This is a genomic window from Bartonella sp. TS25HLJMH, from assembly GCF_042193505.1.
GTDB lineage: Bacteria > Pseudomonadota > Alphaproteobacteria > Rhizobiales > Rhizobiaceae > Bartonella > Bartonella grahamii.
On record NZ_JBHILV010000001.1, the window covers coordinates 246,523 to 267,459 of the forward strand.

The window sequence follows — 20,937 nt, forward strand, 5'->3', positions numbered from 1 at the left end:
AGGAACAGTGAAATGGGAGAACATAAACAAAACTTGTCGTTTCAGAACACATCCTACTCTGATGCGGGACAGATTGCCTATTTAAAAAAAGTTTGTACAGATGATCTGGCTAAAAATTTTCCAGATCTTCCACCAATGACCCCAGGAATTACGATATGGGCTCTTTTTGGTGAAACAGGTTATCCTATCATTTTATCCGATGAGCGTTCTATCGCCCTTGCTGGAGCCAATGAGCATGAACTACAAATTGTAACTTTGCACTAGATTACCTTACGAGAAAACGCTGTACTCTTTATACATTCTATCTGTTTTTTCGTAAAGGGTTTAATGTGAGTTATAATGAGATAAGTATTGGTTTATATTCATAATTAATTTTTTACAACTGGAATGAGAGTCCCGAATATCATAAGGTTCTCTCATTTTAGATCCTCTTGTATTAAAACAATTAAATTCACTTGCTTGTATGTCACACGCAGGGAGAGCCGTGTGGATAAAAACGCTTGAAGAAAGTAATAAAAATATCTCTTGTTAATTGTCTTAATTACCAAGGATGTTCGCAATATTGGGGATGAGAAAAATGTATGATGATGTCAGTTTGCTTCTTCATAAGTGTGAAGATGTTCTCTATAGATTTATATTATTCACGGGGATTTTTATACCATTCATAGGCGCTATCGTGAAATAGGTTCGAGTGTGCATTGAAAGATGTTTCTTTAAAATGAGTACATAAAGGCTATACAAGTATATTTTGTTTGAGGTGTTCTGTTCTTCCCGAGGGGAGTAACTCCATTGAAGAGTGTAAAAACAAAAGCATGAGATAATGCGTCATCATTATTTAAAATATATTGCTATGAATGCTTTTGAAAGGTGTAAAGCTGAATTGTAAGGAGATGATAGATTTTTACCATGATGCCTTTATATTCTTTCCAAATTAGGCTGTCTTCTTGTTCCAGAAATTACGCAAACAGATAGATGCAATATACTTACCAAATCTGGCATACAAAAATCTGGAACAGTTCGTGTTACACTAAAGCGTTTTGATATTTGTCTCAAACGTGGAATTGCACAGGGATTAGATGTTGATTAACAGGTAATAAGAAAAACAAAGGCTTTACGAAAAAGTTTATGCAGAGCTTTTAATTTTGTGCTTCAACTGCCTCAGTACAAGGTATTTTTCTCTTTTGAATATTAAAGCTCTTGTTTTTATAATGAAGTTACAGCACAACAAGCAAAATGAAATTATTTGAGGGGAAAAATAATGCCTTCTTACCGTTCAAGAATATCAACCCACGGGCGTAATATGGCAGGAGCTCGTGGACTTTGGCGTGCAACAGGGATGAAAGATACTGATTTTGGTAAACCCATTATTGCGATTGCGAATTCTTTTACACAATTTGTACCAGGGCATGTCCATTTAAAAGATCTTGGGCAATTAGTCGCACAACAGATAGCAGTTGCCGGTGGTGTTGCGAAGGAATTTAATACCATTGCTGTAGATGATGGAATTGCGATGGGGCACGATGGAATGCTCTATTCTTTGCCCTCACGTGAAATCATTGCTGATTCTGTAGAGTACATGATTAATGCACATTGTGCGGATGCACTTGTCTGTATTTCTAATTGTGACAAAATTACGCCTGGTATGTTAATGGCTGCTTTACGGTTGAATATTCCGACAATCTTTGTTTCAGGCGGTCCTATGGAAGCAGGTAAGATTAAATGGAAGGATCAAGATCTAAGGGTTGATTTGGTCGATGCCATGGTTGCAGCAGCTTCAGAACAGAATTCAGAAGAAGAAGTTGCTGAAATGGAGCGTGCTGCCTGTCCTACATGTGGTTCTTGTTCCGGAATGTTTACGGCTAACTCCATGAATTGCTTAACGGAAGCATTGGGGCTTTCGCTTCCCGGAAATGGATCAATGTTAGCAACACATGCAGATCGACGGATGCTTTTTGAAGAAGCTGGAAAACAGATTGTTGCATTGGTTAAACGTTATTATGAAAAAGATGATGAAACAGTTTTGCCGCGCTCTATTGCTTCACGCAAGGCTTTTGAAAATGCAATGACCGTTGATATTGCCATGGGGGGATCAACCAATACAGTACTGCATCTTTTAGCCGCGGCGCAAGAAGGTGAGGTGGATTTTACCATGACGGATATTGATCATCTTTCACGTCGTGTTCCTGTTTTATGTAAGGTTGCTCCTGCTGTTGCAAATGTACATATGGAAGATGTTCATCGCGCTGGTGGTATTATGGGGCTTTTAGGCGAACTGGATGCGGCGGGACTCATTGATACGTCAACTTATACGGTTCACGCAAAAACGATGAAAGAAGCTCTTTACCGTTGGGATGTGAAACAAACTAATGAACCAACAGTTCGTACATTTTATCGTGCTGCTCCTGGTGGTATTCCAACACAGACAGCTTTTAGCCAATCTTGTCGCTATGAGACCCTTGATCTTGATCGTGAAAAAGGTGTGATTCGCGATAGGGAACATGCATATTCACAAGATGGAGGATTGGCAGTTCTTTATGGAAATCTTGCAAAAGATGGCTGCATTGTAAAAACAGCAGGCGTTGATCAATCAATTTTAACTTTTAAAGGTCCGGCAAGAATTTTTGAAAGCCAAGATTCAGCTGTTTCAGCTATATTAACTGATAAGATTAAAATAGGTGAAATTGTTTTAATCCGTTATGAAGGTCCACGTGGTGGACCAGGAATGCAAGAAATGCTTTATCCAACAAGTTATCTAAAATCTAAAGGATTGGGCAAGGTTTGTGCACTTGTTACGGATGGACGTTTTTCAGGAGGAAGTTCAGGGCTCTCGATAGGGCATATTTCACCAGAAGCTGCTGAAGGAGGAGAAATTGCGTTGGTGGAGGAGGGGGATATCATAGAAATTGATATTCCAAATCGTAGAATTCATATGTTGGTGGATGACGTTGAGATGAAGCAGCGCCGTGCTAAGATGGAAGCAAAAGGAAAAGGTGCTTGGCAACCGATTGAGAAGCGTCAACGTAAAGTTTCAAAGGCTCTCAAAGCTTATGCAGCGATGACCACATCTGCTGCAAAGGGTGCAGTACGTAATATTTGATGAGTTTATGAACTTATCAGAATATTTCGAGTCATGATAAGTATGATTAAAAAGCTATCAATATAACTAAAAGCTGCTGCGGATTTTTTATTTTAGCAGCTATGTAAGACAGATAAAGATAGATATGGTATGATTACGTTTCATATCATATTTCAATTTTATACGAAATTACGATTTCCTGTTCTTATATTTATGAAAGTATTGTACTGGTGGCATTATCTTGTTGTACCGTAAAAACACTGTCACTTAGGGCTGTGATATATGACATCCTCCTTAATATATTAAGTGTTTTTTAGTGTGGGGTGAATATTCTTAGACTTGTTTATCAAGCTTTTAGTTTAAGTGAATCACATGACTAGGAAGTCAAGGTAAATCCCTTAGAATCTGGACTGTTTGCAGACTTGATTCGAATGAAAATCTTTATCCTTTGAGGTGCGGGAAGGAGTTTAAGGATATTTAGGAAAATAAAATGCTGCTGTGATATATCTGATTATATAGTTCATATGAAAACAGTAAAAGAGCTCTTTATAACTTAAAATGTGAAGAAAATGCGAGAACCCATTATCTGTGAATTTATTATGCAAAATGGGGTGGCATCCCAACACCGACAGCTTTAAACTAAAACTGTTGCTATGATAACAATAATATTGATTGTGAAAAAGCATAATTCATTAAATATTGCGTATTTGCAAGGTGGAGGAGATTTCATGATAATCTTTACAAAAAACGACTATCTTGTAAAATAGTCCGTATTGACCAATTTTTTGTATACGGGTCAATATTGACCTAAGGAAATATGAAATATAATGCATAGGATTTTGCCTCTATATGCATTACACTTATCAAAATATATCGTGTAGAAAAGAGATGGGAATACTGTAAACAACAGTTTGTGCTGTTGCGTATCAAAAAGGGATACTTTATCTCCTATTAAGAAGACTTTTTAATAAAAAATAACATCCGTTTTCTATAAAGAGTTACTCTTTTCAAGCTGTTTGAGGTGGTAAATTGCTTCTAAAGCTTGTTTAGGAGAGAGTTCATCGGGATGGATATTTTTTAAAGCTTCGTGAAGTACACAATGTTTATTTCTTGCTTCATTGACGGGAGATGTTGCTTTAAGAGAAAAGAGTGGTAAATCATCAATGAGTTTATGTCCTTTTCCAGCCATTTCACCTTGTTCTAATTGATGGAGTACATCTGTTGCTCGTGTAATAACGGCTGGGGGAAGTCCAGCAAGCTTTGCGACTTGTACACCATAGGAACGGTCAGCAGCTCCTGGTGTGACCTCATGAAGAAAAACTACATTACCATCCCAATTTTTGACTTTCATGGTTACATTATGCAATCTGTCAAGTTTTTCGGTAAGTGCAGTCATTTCATGAAAATGGGTAGCGAGAATAGCACGACAATGGTTAAATTCATGGAGATACTCAACGGCAGCCCAAGCAATAGAAAGTCCATCAAAAGTTGATGTCCCACGCCCTATTTCATCAAGAATAACAAGGGAATGGTGGCTAGCATGATTGAGAATCGTTGCTGTTTCAACCATTTCCATCATAAAGGTTGAGCGCCCCCGTGCAAGATCATCGGAAGCCCCGACACGACTAAACAGGCGGTCAACGACACCAATATGTGCTGAAGTCGCTGGAACGAAGGATCCCATTTGCGCCATAATAGCAATAAGAGCATTTTGCCGCAAAAAAGTTGATTTTCCTCCCATATTAGGCCCTGTCAACAGCCAGATTGCTGCATATTGCTGATTTTCTTGCACAGAGAGATCACAATTATTGGCAATAAAAGGTTCTGCTGCTTGTTTGCGGAGTGCTTGCTCGACGACAGGATGGCGTCCTGCTGTGATATGAAAGGTAAGTGAAAGATCAATTTTAGGTCGGCAATAGCCTTGTTCTTCAGCAAGATATGCTAAAGCGACAGAGACATCTAAAATAGCAAGTGCTTCAGAGGCTTTACGAATAAAATCAACTTGTTCGGTAATTTCCTGAACGAGAATATCAAAAATCTCTAGTTCAAGTGTCAATGCGTGATTGGCAGCATGGGCAATACGGCTTTCAAGGTCCGCAAGCTCTGTTGTCGTAAAACGCATAGCGTTTGCCATTGTTTGCCGATGAATAAAACGTGCTTTAGCTTGTGGATTATTTGTAAGAGCAGATGCTTGTGTACTGGTTACTTCAATGAAATAACCTAGAATATTATTATGCTTTATTTTAAGCGTCTTAATATCTGTTTCTTGGGCATATTGCGCTTGAAGTTCAGCAATGACACGGCGTGATTCATCACGTAAAGCACGCATTTCATCGAGCTCTTTATGATAATTTGAACGAATAAAACCACCATCACGTTTAAGGAGTGGGAGATCATTAGCTAATGCTTGTTCTAAATGAAAGTATAACGTTGTGGGTAAGTTTGAGAAAACCTGTTGTACATCACTTATTTCTTGAGGCAGAAGCTCATTATTAAGAAGTTGATGCAATTCACGAATGATTTCAAAGCCGCGCTGGATTGTCGCCATATCACGGGGACCTCCTCGTCCAAGAGCCAAACGTGAAGCGGCGCGGGGCATATCTGGTCCTCCTTTTAAAGTAAGCTTTATCGCTTCTGCAAGAGAAGGATTACGTAGAAAAAAATCGATAGAATCCAAACGTGTATCAATAGCTGAAGGAGTGGTGAGGGGAGCAATGAGGCGATCGATGAGAAGGCGTGATCCTCCTCCTGTTACAGTGCGATCAATAGCTTTTAATAAACTTCCATCCCGTTGACCTGATGTCGTACGAATAAGTTCAAGGCTTAATCTGGTTGCGGCATCAATAAAAAGAGTCGCACTTTCATTTTGGCGCTCAGGCTGCATGAGGGGAGGACGATGCGTGATTTGTGTTTTTTCGATATAACGAATAGCAGCTACAATTGCAGAGAGTTCGGAACGTGAATAATCGGCAACGCCTTCAAGAGTTGAGAGTTTAAAATAATTGCAAATATCGCGTTCAGCAGTTAGTACCTCAAAGAGGCAAGCAGGTTGAGGTGAAATGATACGATCAAGAACATTAAAAAGCGATTTGTGAGATTTATCATAAAAGAATGAATCAGCAACAATGATTTCTTGTGGATCCACACGCATAATATCTGCTAAAAGTTTTTCTTGCCGGCTTTCTGTTACACGAAATATGCCTGTTGAGATATCAATCCAAGAAAGAGCAAATTCCTCTCCATCGCTAGTTTTTATACGGGAAAGTGTCATCAAATAATTTGCGCGTGTTGGATCAAGGAGTTTTTCTTCAGTTATCGTTCCAGGTGTTACAAGGCGAACAACATCACGCCGAACAACAGATTTTGAGCCACGTTTTTTTGCTTCAGCAGGATCTTCTATTTGTTCACAAACAGCAACTCGGTAACCACAAGCAATCAGTTTTTGTAAATAATCATCAGCGGCATGAACGGGAACACCGCACATAGGAATATCTTGTCCTAAATGTTTTCCGCGTGCTGTGAGTGTGATTCCTAAAGCCTGAGCAGCTTCAATTGCATCATTAAAAAATAATTCATAAAAATCCCCCATTCGGTAAAAGAGAAGGGAATCATGATGGACGGCTTTGATTTCTATGTACTGCTCCATCATAGGTGTCAGACGTTCTTGAGAGGAAGCAGATGAGGAGGCAGGCTGTGGAATTAAATTATTTTTATGGTTATTTTTTTTATCCATTTGTACGAGGCCTGTTCCTTTTAAGTGAAGTTTTTACTCTTTTTTGTTTACTTCAATAGCTATTTATCTCTAAATTGCAATGCATCATCATATTTGCTAAGGCAAGAATAGCGATTTCTAATATATGAATCAAATTTAATGACTATACGCATTATCAAGCAAAATTTACACTGTTTTTGGAGAAAATAAAGTGAGATGAAAGAGAGCGAGCAGGATCAGAAAATGTCTCAAACTGTTTACAGTGTGAGCGAACGAGAAGCTCTAGATTTTCATAGTCGTGATCGACCAGGAAAGCTTGAGATTGTTGCAACAAAGTCTATGGCCACACAGCATGACTTAGCACTTGCTTATTCACCAGGTGTTGCAGTTCCAGTTAAGGCAATTGCTCAAAATCCAGCGCTAGCTTATGATTATACAGCAAAAGGAAATCTTGTTGCTGTTATTTCAAATGGTACAGCTATTTTAGGGTTAGGCAATTTAGGAGCCCTTGCCTCTAAGCCGGTCATGGAAGGCAAAGCAGTGCTGTTTAAGCGTTTTGCGGATATTGATTCCATTGATTTAGAAATTGATATAAACGATACAGAAAGTTTTATCAATTTGGTGCGTCATTTAGAACCTTCTTTTGGTGGAATTAATCTTGAAGATATTAAGGCGCCAGAGTGCTTTATGATTGAAAGCCACCTACGCGAGGTGATGAATATACCTGTTTTTCACGACGATCAACATGGTACAGCAATTATTGTTGCTGCTGGTGTTCTCAACGCTTTGACTTTAACAGGGCGCGATATGCAAAATACGCGGTTAGTCTGTAATGGTGCTGGTTCTGCAGGAATTGCTTGTATTGAACTGATTAAAGCGATGGGATTTCGTTCCGAAAATATCATATTATGTGATACAAAGGGTGTGGTCTATGAAGGCCGCAAAGAGGGAATGAATCAGTGGAAATCTGCGCATGCTATTCAAACAGATAAACGTACGCTTATGGAAGCAATGGAAGGTGCAGATATATTTTTTGGGGTTTCTGCTAAAGGTGCTCTTACTCCTGAAATGGTAAGATCTATGGCACCACAGCCGATCATTTTTGCTATGGCTAATCCTGATCCAGAAATTACGCCGGAAGAGGTTATGCAAGTGCGTCATGATGCCATTGTCGCAACAGGGCGTTCCGATTATCCAAATCAGATTAATAATGTTCTCTGCTTTCCTTATATATTTCGTGGTGCACTGGATGTGCGTGCAAGAGTTATTAATGAAGAAATGAAGATTGCTGCGGCAAAGGCTCTTGCCAATTTAGCGCATGAAGAAGTGCCTGACAGCGTTGCAGAAGCTTATCGTGGAAAGCGATTAAAATTTGGTCCTAATTATATCATCCCTGTTCCTTTTGATCCGCGTTTATTGACGGTTGTTTCAATAGCGGTAGCAAAAGCAGCAATGGAAAGCGGTGTTGCGCAAAAGAACATAGATGATTTAGAGGCCTATGAGCGCGATTTGAATGCGAGACGTGATCCTACTTCCTCGATGATGCGTGGGGTTTATAACCATGTTCGTCAAGCACCAAAACAAATTGTCTTTGCAGAAGGTGAAGAAGAGCAAGTTATGCGGGCAGCCGTTTCCTATGTTCATCAAAAATTAGGACAAGCGATTTTGGTTGGTCGTGAAGAGCAAGTAAGAGAAACAGCTATTATCGCTGGAATTGATCTGGAGCGTGAAGGTATTTCTATTATGAATGCTAAGCTTTCCTGTCGTACAGATGCTTATGCGAATTATCTTTATAAAAAGATGCAGCGTCAAGGCTGGCTGTTACGTGATTGTCATCGTCGTATCAATAATGATCGCAATTATTTTGCTGCGTGTATGGTGGCACTAGGAGATGCTGATGCAATGGTTACAGGGGTGACACGCAATTATGAAACAGCGCTGATCGATATACGTCGTGCAATTGATGAAAAACCAAAAGAACGATTGATTGGTATCTCAATGGCCATTTGCCGAGGACGAACTGTGTTTATTGCGGATACAGCTGTTTATGAAAATCCTAATGCTAAAGAACTTGCGGATATAGCGGAACAAACCGCTTCGTTTGTACGTGGATTCGGATATCAACCACGGGTAGCATTTTTAGCATTTTCTACGTTTGGTTATATGAAAGGGCAAATCACACAGCAAATTCAGGATGCGATTAATATTTTGCATGAACGCAAGGTTGATTTTGAGTTTGATGGAGAATTGAGCGCCGATGTGGCGCTCAATTCCAAATTGATGCAGCAATATCCATTTATGGGATTAACAGAGCCCTCTAACATTTTGGTTATGCCTGGATATCACGCGTCTTCCATTGCAAGCAAAATGTTACAAGAACTTGGTGAAGCAACCATCATTGGTCCTATTTTAATTGGATTGGAAAAATCTGTCCAAATTGTACCGTTTAGCGGAAACGATACAGATGTTGTCAATATTGCAATGCTTGCGGCTTATCATGCCGCAAAAGTTGTCTAAAGGAAAAAAGCCCCTAATATACCAATAATATATCAAGGGGCTTTATGATAGCAAAAGAATAAATTTTTTAAGATGGTTGTATTTGATTGTCTTTTTGTTCTTCAGCGAGACGCTTTTGGAAGAGGGCTGCAAAATCAATAGGATCAATCCATAAAGGTGGAAAACCACCATTTTGAGTAGCATCAGATATAATTTGGCGAGCAAATGGGAATAAAAGACGAGGACATTCAATAAAGACCAATGGCATAACATGTTCTTGTGGAATGTTTTTAAGGTGGAAAACACCACCGTAAATCAGTTCTACATGAAATAAGATTTCAGTTTCATCATTGGCTTTAACGGAGAGAGACAAAACGACATCATAATTGTCATCGCCAATTGGGTTAGCATTGACGTTAATATTGATATCAATTTGTGGTGATTTTTCACGTGTACGCAATGAACGAGGAGCACCTGGGTTTTCGAATGATAAATCTTTTAAATATTGAGTTAATACAGCAAAAACCGGCTCTCCACCACTGTTATTCATTTCATCTTCGGCCATACGACGAACCTCTCTCATTATAATATGTATATTTATTTTAGATCTAAAGACCAAATTGGTTATCACGCCTTGCAAAAGGTTGCAAGAAATGCGCTCTTTATCTTGAATATTTTTTTAGTTTGGTACAGATTTTTTAGGCATTTCAATGGTTATTATCATTTTTGCGCCTTGGAGATTCTGTCGTATCATAAATTGTGTAATCTTCTGCATTAAGATCAATTATTTTTTCAGCATCATTTTTTCTTTTAGTATTGGAATTCATTTTGTTTTGTAATGATATAAAGAAATGCCAAACAACAGAGCGAATTGGTTTAATAAGAAGTAATATTCCCAAGAGATCACTTACAAAGCCAGGAAGAATAAGTAAAATTGCACTAAACATGATGAAAACATCATTAATAATATTATTCTCTAATGTACGCCCTTGGATAAGTTCAGTTTGTATGTTTTTTAAAAGGCTAAACCCTTGAACTCGCAATAAAACAACCCCAACTATGGTTGTGAGAATAACCAAACTCAAAGTTGCTAAAATACCAATTTCTTGACCAACAAAGATAAAAACAGCGATCTCGATTAAAAGAATGCAAAGAAAGATAACAACAAAAAAACGAGGATTTATAGAATAAAGTTTTATCACATGCAAATTTCCTTCTGGATGAGGTGGGGAGGAATTCTTAAGAGCACTCCATTTAATATAAAATCTATAAAAATATTTGAATGGTAGGATTCCTTATTTTACATATTTATTGATAAATGGTATTGACTGCAATGTTTATTAAAGATTTAAGCTTTGGAGATTGACAGCGCCCATGGAATTTGACGTTATACTTGTCATAGCTCTTGTTGTTATGGTTGTTATTTTTGTGCAACTCCGTAATGTATTAGGGAAACGAATTGGGTTTGAAAAGCCCCCCTTTGATCCTTATTCACGTCGTTCTAAAAAACAGGTTGAAGCAGAAACGGCTGATAATATTGTTTCGTTCCCTTATCAGAAAAATTCACAAAAAGACGACTTTAGTGAAATTGATAAAATTGCACCGGAGGGGAGTATTTTGAATAAAAATTTGCGGGAATTTCATAGAATGGATCCTCATTTTTCTCCTCAATTTTTTATAAAAGGTGCACAAATTGCTTATGAGATGATTGTAACGGCTTTTGCCAAAGGTGATCGCAATCAACTTAAAAGTTTGCTTTGTCAGGATGTTTTTGAGAGCTTTTGTACGGCTATTGAGCAACGAGAAAAAAATAAAGAAAGAATAGAATTCACTTTTATTGGAATTAATAAGATCGAATTTGTTGCGGCGGCAATACAAGAAAAGGATGAACTTTTAACGATACGTATTGTCAGTGAGATGATTTCTGTTACTTATAATGAACAGGGCGAGCGTATAGACGGTGATCCTGATGCTATTGTAGAAATCAGGGATATTTGGACTTTTGTTCGCAATAGTTTATCATCAGATCCCAACTGGAAGCTTTTTGCTACAGAAAATGAAAATTAAAATACTTTTTGTTTTTCTTCCATAAGCATTCAATGATTTATGAGAAATTAAAATGTCCTCAAGTAAACGGAGACAAAAAAGAGATTTGTTGGCTTCACAGGATCACCTTTTATGGGAGATGGTTTGTCGTACGATAACACCGCTTCACGGTAAGATGCTCTCTTCTGCTTCAGCAACTATTGCAAATATTAATGATAAAAAACAGCCTGTAACTCAAATTTCCTCATTGTCTCAGGAAAATCAACAACCCTCGACAATTATTAAAAGAGAAAAGAGGGCAGTTACACAAGTACAAAAGATTCATTTCTTTGATCATGTTGCACATCGTAAAATTTCCCAAGGTCGTTATCCTCTTGAGGCGCGTCTTGATCTCCACGGTTATATGCAGGAAGAAGCTTATTTTTTCTTAAAAAAATTTCTACAATCCTCTCAGCAGAGAGGATTGCGTTATGTCCTTGTGATTACAGGAAAAGGACGATCCGTTGGGAGCGATGGAGCTTTGTATAGATTTGTTCCGTATTGGTTATCAACACCAGCTTTTCGATATTATGTCCATGCATTTGAGCAAGCAGCTCGTCAGCATGGCGGAGAAGGTGCACTTTATGTTTGGTTGCGCCGTTTTGTGTCGGGAAAAGGAAAGTGGTGTTAGTGATGTTATTGTGGTCGTTCTAGGTTTAATATTTATTTATACTTAATAATTTATTGTTTTCGTATATTTCGTAAGAGCCTTGAATACAATATCCCCTTATTTATAAATTTTACATTCTACGTATTGCTTCACGCTTTTGTTTATCGCGTTCTTTAATGGGGCACATCCCTCACGCAAAACAGAATGACATTGGATGCATATATTTACAGGCTTGTTTTAAAAAAACATCTCTCAACGCTCCCAAGCCTATTTTGCAACGGCATACATGAAGGGTATAACGATAAATCCATTAAGACTCCTATCTTTATGCTTAATAAAAGAGCAAGCTGGCATCATCACACACTTTGCTAGCTCCCAATGTTGCAACAACTCTTGAAGCCCTTGGCACTTGAAAGCATTTGTAGAAGGCATGCTTTTCTTTAAGTGTTTTTACTCTCCCCAGTTCTCATCTCATTCGTGACGCCCAAACGAAAGATTTTGATTGATTCAATATAAGAGGGCTTGAAATGAAAGAGATATTGATGGATCTCATTTAGGTTGCAACGCGATAAATTGTTTTTATAAACCACAGCATTACTCTATTAAATACACGAAGAATAAAAACATGAGAAATTGTCTTATTCAAAAGATATTGCTATGGATAGTGTTAAAAGTAGTACAACTAAATTAAAGAGAATCTTGGAAATAAACAGGAATATAACTTTACAACACATAATTGTGCAATAGCACAAAAGATACAATTTCGTTGAATAGTTTCATGAAGAAATTTTTTCACTCATTAAAAGCTCTATTAAATTTCTTTCTCATAATAATTCGATAATTAAAATTTCATAACGAAGCGCAGAAGGTGTAGAATATGAGATTCAATCGAGGATATTACACTCTTATACGACGTCTTTCAGATATTGGTTGAAATGCTAACTTAGCATGGAAGGCACAATAGGGGCTATTTTCATCAGAATCTGCACCACAAAAATGAAAATCTGCTGATAATGGATCGCCAACCGGCCATCTACATGTATTTTCACTCAATTGTAAAAGATTAAGTTGACGTGATATAGGCACAACTACATTGGATTTTGTGGACATATCAACTTCTTTTATATCTTCCGCTACAAATTCTGTCTTTAAAGCTGTTTCTTCAATACTTACAGATGATGTGTTCATTGGCGATACCGTGGATGTGTTGCGACGCACACGTGGAGATGATGGGCTGCTTCCCACGGGGGTTTTTTGCGTACGCGCACTTCCTTGTGCTGTTTTACCGCGTCCTGGCAACTTTAATCGGTGTACTTTGCCGATGACTGCGTTTCTGCTGACCCCACCTAATTGAGCAGCAATTTGACTTGCACTTAACCCTTCACTCCAAAGCTTTTTAAGAAGCTCAACGCGTTCACATGTCCAACCCATACCAGCACTCCATTCCGATTACGTCACTAAGATGCTCTCCCCCTTTGCATCTTCAAATGTTTTAATAATATTCTCACTACGCTGAATGAAAGAATTTTACACTCTAAGCGAGCATAAGAAAATCATCCAACCTGTGGACTTACAAACTAAAACACATCATCTTGCTTATTATATTATAAATTACAATATGCACTCACTCTATGACAAGAGTCTTTACCTCTTGAAGAGTTTATTTAGAATGTTTTCCCCAACTTGCAAATCAATCATAGGTTAAACTTTCACTTTTGTTTAAGGCTTTTTCCCAAAATGCTTATTTGTAGAACCTTCATTGACTTTTTTTCAATTGGTGTAATGATCTATTCCATAGGTGTAATCATTAATCGTAATGAAATGTTGAAAGCACCGTAACAAAATGTACCATGTTGTTTTATTTGTAGTGTTGCTTTGTATATATATATTGAAAAGGTTAAAATATAAAGGAAATTATGATGGATGCCGTCTCTATACAACCACTTTATGAATGCTTCGCACGACGAGATTTGCATTTTAAACAGGGGCATGGTGTATGGCTTATTTCCGATAAGGGAGAACATTATCTTGATTTCACATCTGGCATTGCTGTTAATGCATTAGGGTATTCACATCCAAAATTGGTTGATACGCTTAAAATGCAAGCTGAAAAACTTTGGCATGTTTCTAATATTTTTCAATCCCCTGAACAAGCAGCTCTTGCTACGCGGCTTTGTGCAAATAGTTTTGCGGATAAGGTTTTTTTCTGCAATTCAGGCACTGAAGCATTGGAGTGCGCATTCAAAACGGCACGTCATTATTACTATGCTGCGGGTCATTCAGAACGCATTGAAATAATTACTTTTGAAGGGGCATTTCATGGACGTACACTTGCAGCACTTGCTGCGACTGGGCATGAAAAATATCTTGAAGGCTTTGGACCTAAAGCTGGTGGATTTATTCAAGTACCTTTTTGTGATGAAATCGCTTTGCGTAACGCTATTAATAAAAATACCGCCGCTATTCTTATTGAACCTATTCAAGGAGAAGGAGGAATACGAACAGTTTCTCATGAATATTTAAGATTTTTGCGCAAAATATGCGATGATAATGGTCTGTTATTGATTTTGGATGAAGTCCAAACGGGTATAGGACGAACAGGGAAGCTTTTTGCTTATGAATGGAGTGATGTCTCGCCTGATATTCTTACTCTCGCAAAAGGATTAGGAGGAGGATTTCCATTAGGTGCTTGCCTTGCAACGGATAAAGTTGCAAAAAGCATGACACTTGGGACCCATGGTTCAACCTTTGGAGGAAATCTTCTTGGAATGGCTGTAGGAAATAGTGTTCTTGATATTTTGTTAGAGCCAAATTTTCTCAACCATGTTCAGCGTATGGGAAATAAACTAAGAAGTGGACTTTTGCACATTCTCAATATCTATCCTGATATTATCTGCGCAGTTCAGGGGATGGGCCTAATGGTGGGTATTCAGTGTGTTGTGTCTTCTAATCTTGTCGTTAATGCTTTAGAAAATGAATATCTCTTAAGTGTTGCTGCCAACAACAATGTTGTGCGCTTATTGCCTCCTCTTATCATTAGGGAAGAAGAAATAGATGAAAGTTTGCATCGTATTGAAAAAGCAATAGCGTATCTTTCGCAAGTAAACAAAGAAAGACAAATATTACACACATGACAAATGCTCTTCGTCATTTCACGGACTTATCTATTTTAACGCCATCAATAGCACGCGCACTGATCGATTATGCAAAAATCCTTAAAGCATCTTTTAAAGCAGGGAAAGGTTCAAAACCTTTTATAGGTAAAACACTTGCGATGATTTTTGAAAAACCATCCACACGAACCCGTATTTCATTCGATATCAGTATGCGCCAGCTTGGGGGAGATACAATCATGCTCACGGGGTCAGAGATGCAGCTTGGTCATAGTGAAACTATAGCTGACACGGCTCGTGTTTTATCCCGTTTTGTGGATATCGTGATATTACGAACAACAAAACATCAACGTATGCTCGAATTGGCACAATATGCACAAATTCCTGTCATTAATGCCCTTACAGATGATACACATCCTTGCCAAACTTTAGCAGATATATTAACCTATGAAGAGCATCGGGGGCCAATTGCTGGCAAAATATTCGCGTGGATGGGGGATGGTAATAATGTGCTCCATTCCTTAATTGAGGCCGCAGCTCTTTTTGATTTTCATTTGCGTATTGCTACTCCAAAGGGCAGTGAACCACAAGAAAAATTTATACATTGGGCACGTGAACGAGGAGCGCACCTTACACTAACCCATAGTCCCCAAAAAGCAGCTCAAGATGCTGATTGTATTATGACCGATACATGGGTCTCCATGGGACAAGAATTTCGTGCTCGCAGTCATTCCATTTTTCAGCCTTATCAAGTCAATGAAGCTCTCATGAAATTAGCAAAATCTGATGCTCTTTTTATGCATTGTCTTCCTGCTCATCGTGGTGAAGAAGTGGTTGATTCTGTGATTGATGGACCGCACTCCGTTGTTTTCGATGAGGCTGAAAATCGTCTTCATGCTCAAAAAGCAATTCTTTCTTGGTGTTTACAAGATGCGTTTTTCTCTCCACAATAGCCCCTCTACAACAAATTATATAAAAAAGGCAAAGCTATGAGTAAACAAGCTAAAGATGAAGCCTCTCTCAACAACAACTTCTTGCATGAAGATGATACTGTTATTCCCTTTCAAGTCGAAGAACTTGATATCCGTGGACGTGCCGTACAACTTGGGGAATCTTTAAATTCTATTCTCACAAGACATCAATATCCTGAACCGGTTTCTTATCTTCTAGCAGAAGCTTTACTTTTAACTGTTCTGCTTGGAACTTCTCTAAAGCTTACAGGAAAATTTATTTTACAAACTCATTCCGATGGACCGGTTAATATGTTGGTATGCGATTTTTCGCCTCCTTCCAGTTTACGTGGATACGCTCGTTTTGATAAAGAACAGCTTAAACAAGCCATAGACAATAATCAAATCTCTTCAGAAACACTTTTAGGAAAAGGCACTTTAGCCTTCACAATTGATCAAGGTCCCCATATGCAACCCTATCAAGGGATAGTTGCATTAGATGGATCAAATTTACAAGAAACTTCTCGTATTTACTTTGATCAATCAGAACAAATTCCTACCGATATCCGTTTGGCTGTTGCTATATTAATTAATCGTGACCAACAAGGAAAAACGCAGAAAAGCTGGCGAGCTGGAGGTATTTTGATCCAACTTTTACCCCAAGAATCGTCTCATCATAAAATAGATGCCTCTCATCAAAAGCGAGAAAAAACGAAAACCCATAGCCAATTGGATAACCAATGGCAGGAAGCTAAAATACTCATGGCAACGATTGAAAGTTCAGAATTAACAGATCCCCAAGTTGGTAGTAAACAGCTCTTGTTCCGTCTTTTTCATGAACAAGGCGTTAGAGTTTTTAATCCTTTTTCTCTTGTCGATCAATGTTCTTGTTCACATGAAAAAATTAAAGGAATCCTAGAAGGATTTTCTATTGATGAACGCAATAAAATGGTTAAAAATAAATATATTTCAGTCACATGTGAATTTTGCTCAAAAACGTATTGTTTTACACCGCAAGAATTTTTAGAAGAAAAAACCTAATCAAATATTTTTCATAAAAAAATGATGATTACAACAAAAACCTATTTTATTTGCGTCATAAAAGTTTACCCATAAGCTCATATGAACTTCTAGAATATTTCTTGTCTTAGAGTTTTTTAATGTATACGAGTGATCTTTCTGTTGAAATCAGTGATCACGTCACAGAGTGCTTAAAAAGAGCTCTCTGTAAAATATATTTTCTTACTCGAATTTATCTTATTAAGAGTCAAAAAAGCTTATTAGTTATAATCATAAGATAAATTATCGAGAGAATAAGAATGTATAGACTCAATATGGACTTTATGGATTCTATTACGAACAGATAGTGTAATGGGAATAAATATACTAATGACGCTGAGAAGGAATGGATTTGTTATATTTTTGAGGTTTGCTCTACAGATATTTCTTTGCATATGTTTTTGAATCAACAATGGTAATGCTCTTGCCAAATTTTCCTAAGAAGAATGAGGGTCCGTATAAATAAAATAGCATACATAGCATGATAAAACGTTATGTTTTTACAAACCTGCATTATTATATTTTTCAACTTAAAATATCGCTAATTATTTTCATGTTTAGACAATTCATAAAAGGTATTTTTAGTCTTTATCTTAAATGTTTTTTTGATTCAACATATAGAAATTTTAAAAAATTTCATAGTACACGAGATTCTCATTTAATAGATAAAAATAGTAAATTATTATTTATAAATCAATATGTTGATATTTTATTTTTCTTCTGGCATGATCGCTTGTTCAATTTTTGGTAGAATTTTTTTTTGATAAATTTGCCATGTTAAGGGACCAACATGTTTGGCAATAATGATGCTCTCTTTATTCAAGAGAAAGGTTTCTGGGGGGCCATATATTCCCCAATCAATGGCTGTATATCCTGAAATATCAAAGCCAATAAATTTAAAAGGATTACCAAAACTGTTTAAAAAGCGCAGGGCGTTTGTTTTGTTATCTTTATAATTAATACCAATCAGATCAAAACGTTTATCTTGTGCAATTTTCATAAGAATAGGATGCTCTTCGCGACAAGGCAAACACCAAGAGCCCCAAAAATTGACCAATGTGACACGTCCTTTAAACTGTTTTGAATTGAGATAACTTTCTTTATCAAGAAGAGGAAGATGAATATTAGGAGCAGATTTTTCAGCTAATGCGTTTGGGAGAAGAGAAGAATCTTGAAGGTATTTTTTATCCATAAAGTTGAAAAAAAGCACCATGAGAAGAAGAAAAAGCACAAATGGTCCAAAAAAAACAAGCAGAACAGGCAAAGATATATTTTTTTTAAGTTTTGGAGGGATGTTTTTCATTATACTTTTCTTTTTGTGACAGCTCTTTTTTGTTTAGCTGCTGAAGAATTTTTTTTTGGTATAGGGCTTTGCAAAGAATATATCCAATAAGACATAAGAGGGATATTGCAGAAAGCACATAGCTTAAAACAACAATTTGCTCGTGTTTAAGGGTGCTAAGGAAAAAATCAATTTTCTGAGATAGATTTCCTAAAAGTTCGCCCTGGATGCCATTTAGGTCGAGCATGATGAAGAGTCCTCTTGTTGTGCACGGCGGGATTTTTTAATCTGAAGTATTCGGATATAATGACTATTGATTTCATTTCGCATAGCCATCAAATAGAGCGCAATAAACATAAATATGAAGCAAAATAGCATTGTTATAAGGGGCCATAACATAGCATTGTCGATTGTTGATCCTCCAGCACGTAGCAATGATGCTGGTTGATGCAATGTATTCCACCAATTAACGGAAAATTTAATAACAGGGATATTAACAAATCCAACAAGTGTAAGAATTGCAGTAGCGCGAGCGCCTTTTACTTGGTTGTCAAAAGCACGTCCAAGCAGGATAATGGAAAGATAGATAAAAAGCAGAATTAAAACTGATGTTAACCGTGCATCCCAGACCCACCATGTTCCCCATGTAGGTCGCCCCCAAAGTGCTCCTGTCATGAGAGCCAATGCGGTAAAAATCGCTCCAATAGGTGCTCCACATTTAAGTGCTACATCAGCAAGATGATATTTCAAAATCAGATTTCCTAATGCCGCTGCACTTATCGTTACATAACAGAATGTAGACAACCACGCAAAGGGTACATGAAGGTACATAATCTTAACAGTAATGCCTTGTTGATAGTCACTAGGGGAATGCATCACCAGAATAAGCCCTAAAATAAGGAAACACAATGTTATGCCAGTCAACCAAGGTAAGACGATACTACTTATTTTCATGAAAAGGATGAAACTTGCAGGGAGTGACCTGATTTTATATGGACGAGATAGTTCATTCATGAAATTCATAATAGGCAGAGTTTTTCTATGCGGCAATCATCTTTTATTATTCTGATAAAAGTTTAAGCGTTATCGCAGCAACAAAAGAGCCAAAGAGACTCAAAAGAAGTGAAAAAGCGCTGAGAAGAGCCAAGGACGTGAGAAAAGAAATATTTGGATTTATTGGGGCTGTAGCAGCCGAAACACCAAAAATCATAATTGGAATGATCCACGGCAAGATAATGATAAAAATAAGCAGAGTACTGTGCAACAATGAGGTTGCGAGTGCAGCGCCTATGGCGCCAATAAAAATAATGGCTGGTGTTCCGCATAAAAGGGTAAGTATTGTTGTAAAAGTTATTGTTACATCTAAATGGAGCATGAGGGCTAAAATAGGTGTAGCAAAAATAAGAGGAAACATTGTTCCTACCCAATGGGCAAGACATTTGGTAAAGATAATTAGTGTAAAACTTTGTCTTTTTCCTGAAAGGATAAATTGGTCGAGATTACCATCATCGCGATCGATTTGGAAAAGTTTGTTCAGATTGAGAAGTCCTGCAAGAAGGGCTCCAAACCACAATATACCAGGCCCTATTTGTGCAAGAATTTTGGGATCAGGTCCAATGGCAAAGGGGGTTATGACAACAACAGCGATAAAAAACAATAGTCCTGTTAGTGAAGAGGCTTGTGGTGCTAATAATAGTTTAAGGTCACGCCAGAACAGTGCTTTCATTTTATTCTCTCCTAGAGAGGTAAAAATTTTTCCAGAGCGATTTTATGGTTTTCTGGAATACCTAGGGAATTATGAGTTGCAGCGATAATCATACCGCCTTGATTGAGATGACGCTGGAAAATACGAGCAAGGAGTTTTTGAGCATGGTTATCAAGCCCAGATATTGGTTCATCTAAAATCCAAAGAGGACGATAGGAGAGCAAAAGGCGAGCAATAGCTACGCGTCTTTGTTGTCCAGTTGACAGAGCTTTAAAGGGTAAATGTTCAAGGTTAGAAAGACCAACATCGGCAAGAACCTCATGCACAAAGCGTAAATGTTGACCGTAAAAATCTGCCCAAAATTGCAAATTGTCAATGACAGATAAGAGAGGTTTCATAGCATTTTGAGGACCAAGATAATGACACGCAGTCGCAACAGGGTATATTTGATCATGGTCTTTAAATATTATATGACCTTCAGTAGCTTCAAGAAGACCGACAATGATTCGGAGTAATGTAGACTTTCCGATACCATTAGGACCGGTGATTGTCATCAGTTGCTGTGAAAATAAACAAAAAGAAAGACCTTTAAACAGAATTTCCTCGTTTCTGTAAGCGGCTAAATCTTTGCCTGATAACACCATGTGATTACCTATTTTGTTTTTATTTTCATATTCTTTATTGCATTATAGAATAAAAAACACATTTTTTGTGCAATTGTACCTAGAATAGTTCTAGAAATAGTTCTATAAAGGATACCTTACATCAATATCTGGTGTAAAATGGTTTCTGGCGCTGATTTCCGCATTTGCCTAAGAGGGTGGAGGGGGAAATGGATAGCGGAGATGA

Annotated in this window: 17 protein-coding genes; 8 read left to right on the plus strand and 9 right to left on the minus strand. The window is 37.5% G+C overall.

Annotation, left to right across the window (positions count from 1 at the left end):
- Positions 1-12 precede the first annotated feature (12 nt).
- Positions 13-264, plus strand: coding sequence for a DUF1150 domain-containing protein (locus ACFINF_RS00955; RefSeq protein ID WP_012754519.1), 252 nt, complete (start codon positions 13-15; stop codon positions 262-264).
- A gap of 994 nt (positions 265-1,258) precedes the next feature.
- Entirely contained in the window at positions 1,259-3,097 is a 1,839-nt protein-coding gene (gene ilvD / locus ACFINF_RS00960; RefSeq protein WP_375619263.1) for a dihydroxy-acid dehydratase, read from the plus strand.
- Positions 3,098-4,064: 967 nt separating this feature from the next.
- On the opposite strand, the gene mutS is transcribed toward ilvD, so the two are convergent.
- Positions 4,065-6,809, minus strand: coding sequence for a DNA mismatch repair protein MutS (mutS, locus tag ACFINF_RS00965; protein ID WP_375619264.1), 2,745 nt, complete (start codon positions 6,807-6,809; stop codon positions 4,065-4,067).
- A 195-nt stretch (positions 6,810-7,004) separates the two neighbouring features.
- Here mutS and ACFINF_RS00970 point away from each other — a divergent pair, with 195 nt between their 5' ends.
- Positions 7,005-9,305, plus strand: coding sequence for an NADP-dependent malic enzyme (locus ACFINF_RS00970; protein ID WP_375619265.1), 2,301 nt, complete (start codon positions 7,005-7,007; stop codon positions 9,303-9,305).
- Positions 9,306-9,372: 67 nt separating this feature from the next.
- Here the strand turns inward: ACFINF_RS00970 and secB are convergent, their stop codons facing one another.
- Together secB and ACFINF_RS00980 are read right to left on the minus strand one after the other, a co-directional pair.
- On the minus strand, positions 9,373-9,849 hold the full coding sequence (secB, locus tag ACFINF_RS00975; protein WP_375619267.1) for a protein-export chaperone SecB: 477 nt from the start codon (positions 9,847-9,849) through the stop codon (positions 9,373-9,375).
- Between the two features lie 142 nt (positions 9,850-9,991).
- Positions 9,992-10,486 (minus strand): FxsA family protein, encoded by a 495-nt coding sequence (locus ACFINF_RS00980; RefSeq protein ID WP_375619268.1) that lies wholly within the window; start codon positions 10,484-10,486, stop codon positions 9,992-9,994.
- Positions 10,487-10,658: 172 nt separating this feature from the next.
- On the opposite strand from ACFINF_RS00980, the gene ACFINF_RS00985 reads away from it, so the two are divergent.
- On the plus strand, positions 10,659-11,351 hold the full coding sequence (locus ACFINF_RS00985) for a Tim44/TimA family putative adaptor protein (protein ID WP_375619269.1): 693 nt from the start codon (positions 10,659-10,661) through the stop codon (positions 11,349-11,351).
- Positions 11,352-11,403: 52 nt separating this feature from the next.
- The gene (locus ACFINF_RS00990) at positions 11,404-12,000 is read left to right on the plus strand and encodes a Smr/MutS family protein (protein WP_375619270.1); all 597 of its coding nucleotides are present in this window, start codon (positions 11,404-11,406) and stop codon (positions 11,998-12,000) included.
- 876 nt (positions 12,001-12,876) lie between these two features.
- On the opposite strand, the gene ACFINF_RS00995 is transcribed toward ACFINF_RS00990, so the two are convergent.
- On the minus strand, positions 12,877-13,410 hold the full coding sequence (locus tag ACFINF_RS00995; protein ID WP_273787476.1) for a GcrA family cell cycle regulator: 534 nt from the start codon (positions 13,408-13,410) through the stop codon (positions 12,877-12,879).
- A gap of 488 nt (positions 13,411-13,898) precedes the next feature.
- Between ACFINF_RS00995 and ACFINF_RS01000 the strand changes: the two genes are divergently transcribed.
- The 3 genes from ACFINF_RS01000 to ACFINF_RS01010 are packed head-to-tail and all read left to right on the plus strand — an operon-like array spanning position 13,899 to position 17,083.
- Positions 13,899-15,113, plus strand: coding sequence for an aspartate aminotransferase family protein (locus ACFINF_RS01000; RefSeq protein WP_375619307.1), 1,215 nt, complete (start codon positions 13,899-13,901; stop codon positions 15,111-15,113).
- The gene (gene argF, locus ACFINF_RS01005; protein ID WP_375619271.1) at positions 15,110-16,045 is read left to right on the plus strand and encodes an ornithine carbamoyltransferase; all 936 of its coding nucleotides are present in this window, start codon (positions 15,110-15,112) and stop codon (positions 16,043-16,045) included. Before ACFINF_RS01000 ends, argF begins: the two co-directional genes overlap by 4 nt.
- Positions 16,046-16,081: 36 nt before the next feature.
- A complete protein-coding gene (locus tag ACFINF_RS01010; RefSeq protein ID WP_375619272.1) occupies positions 16,082-17,083 on the plus strand; it encodes an Hsp33 family molecular chaperone in 1,002 nt (333 codons plus the stop codon).
- Between the two features lie 727 nt (positions 17,084-17,810).
- Here the strand turns inward: ACFINF_RS01010 and ACFINF_RS01015 are convergent.
- From ACFINF_RS01015 to ccmA, 5 genes are read right to left on the minus strand one after another with little or no spacing between them, the layout of a single operon-like run.
- Positions 17,811-18,404: a DsbE family thiol:disulfide interchange protein gene (locus tag ACFINF_RS01015; protein ID WP_375619273.1), complete on the minus strand. Its 594-nt coding sequence runs from the start codon at positions 18,402-18,404 to the stop codon at positions 17,811-17,813.
- Entirely contained in the window at positions 18,379-18,630 is a 252-nt protein-coding gene (locus tag ACFINF_RS01020) for a hypothetical protein (RefSeq protein ID WP_375619274.1), read from the minus strand. Before ACFINF_RS01020 ends, ACFINF_RS01015 begins: the two co-directional genes overlap by 26 nt.
- Positions 18,618-19,397 (minus strand): heme ABC transporter permease, encoded by a 780-nt coding sequence (locus ACFINF_RS01025; protein WP_375619275.1) that lies wholly within the window; start codon positions 19,395-19,397, stop codon positions 18,618-18,620. The genes ACFINF_RS01020 and ACFINF_RS01025 overlap by 13 nt, the downstream gene beginning before the upstream one ends.
- Before the next feature lie 46 nt (positions 19,398-19,443).
- Complete coding sequence (gene ccmB / locus ACFINF_RS01030; protein ID WP_375619276.1) at positions 19,444-20,109, minus strand: heme exporter protein CcmB; 666 nt, start codon at positions 20,107-20,109, stop codon at positions 19,444-19,446.
- 11 nt (positions 20,110-20,120) lie between these two features.
- Complete coding sequence (ccmA, locus tag ACFINF_RS01035) at positions 20,121-20,732, minus strand: heme ABC exporter ATP-binding protein CcmA (protein ID WP_375619277.1); 612 nt, start codon at positions 20,730-20,732, stop codon at positions 20,121-20,123.
- Between the last annotated feature and the right edge of the window lie 205 nt (positions 20,733-20,937).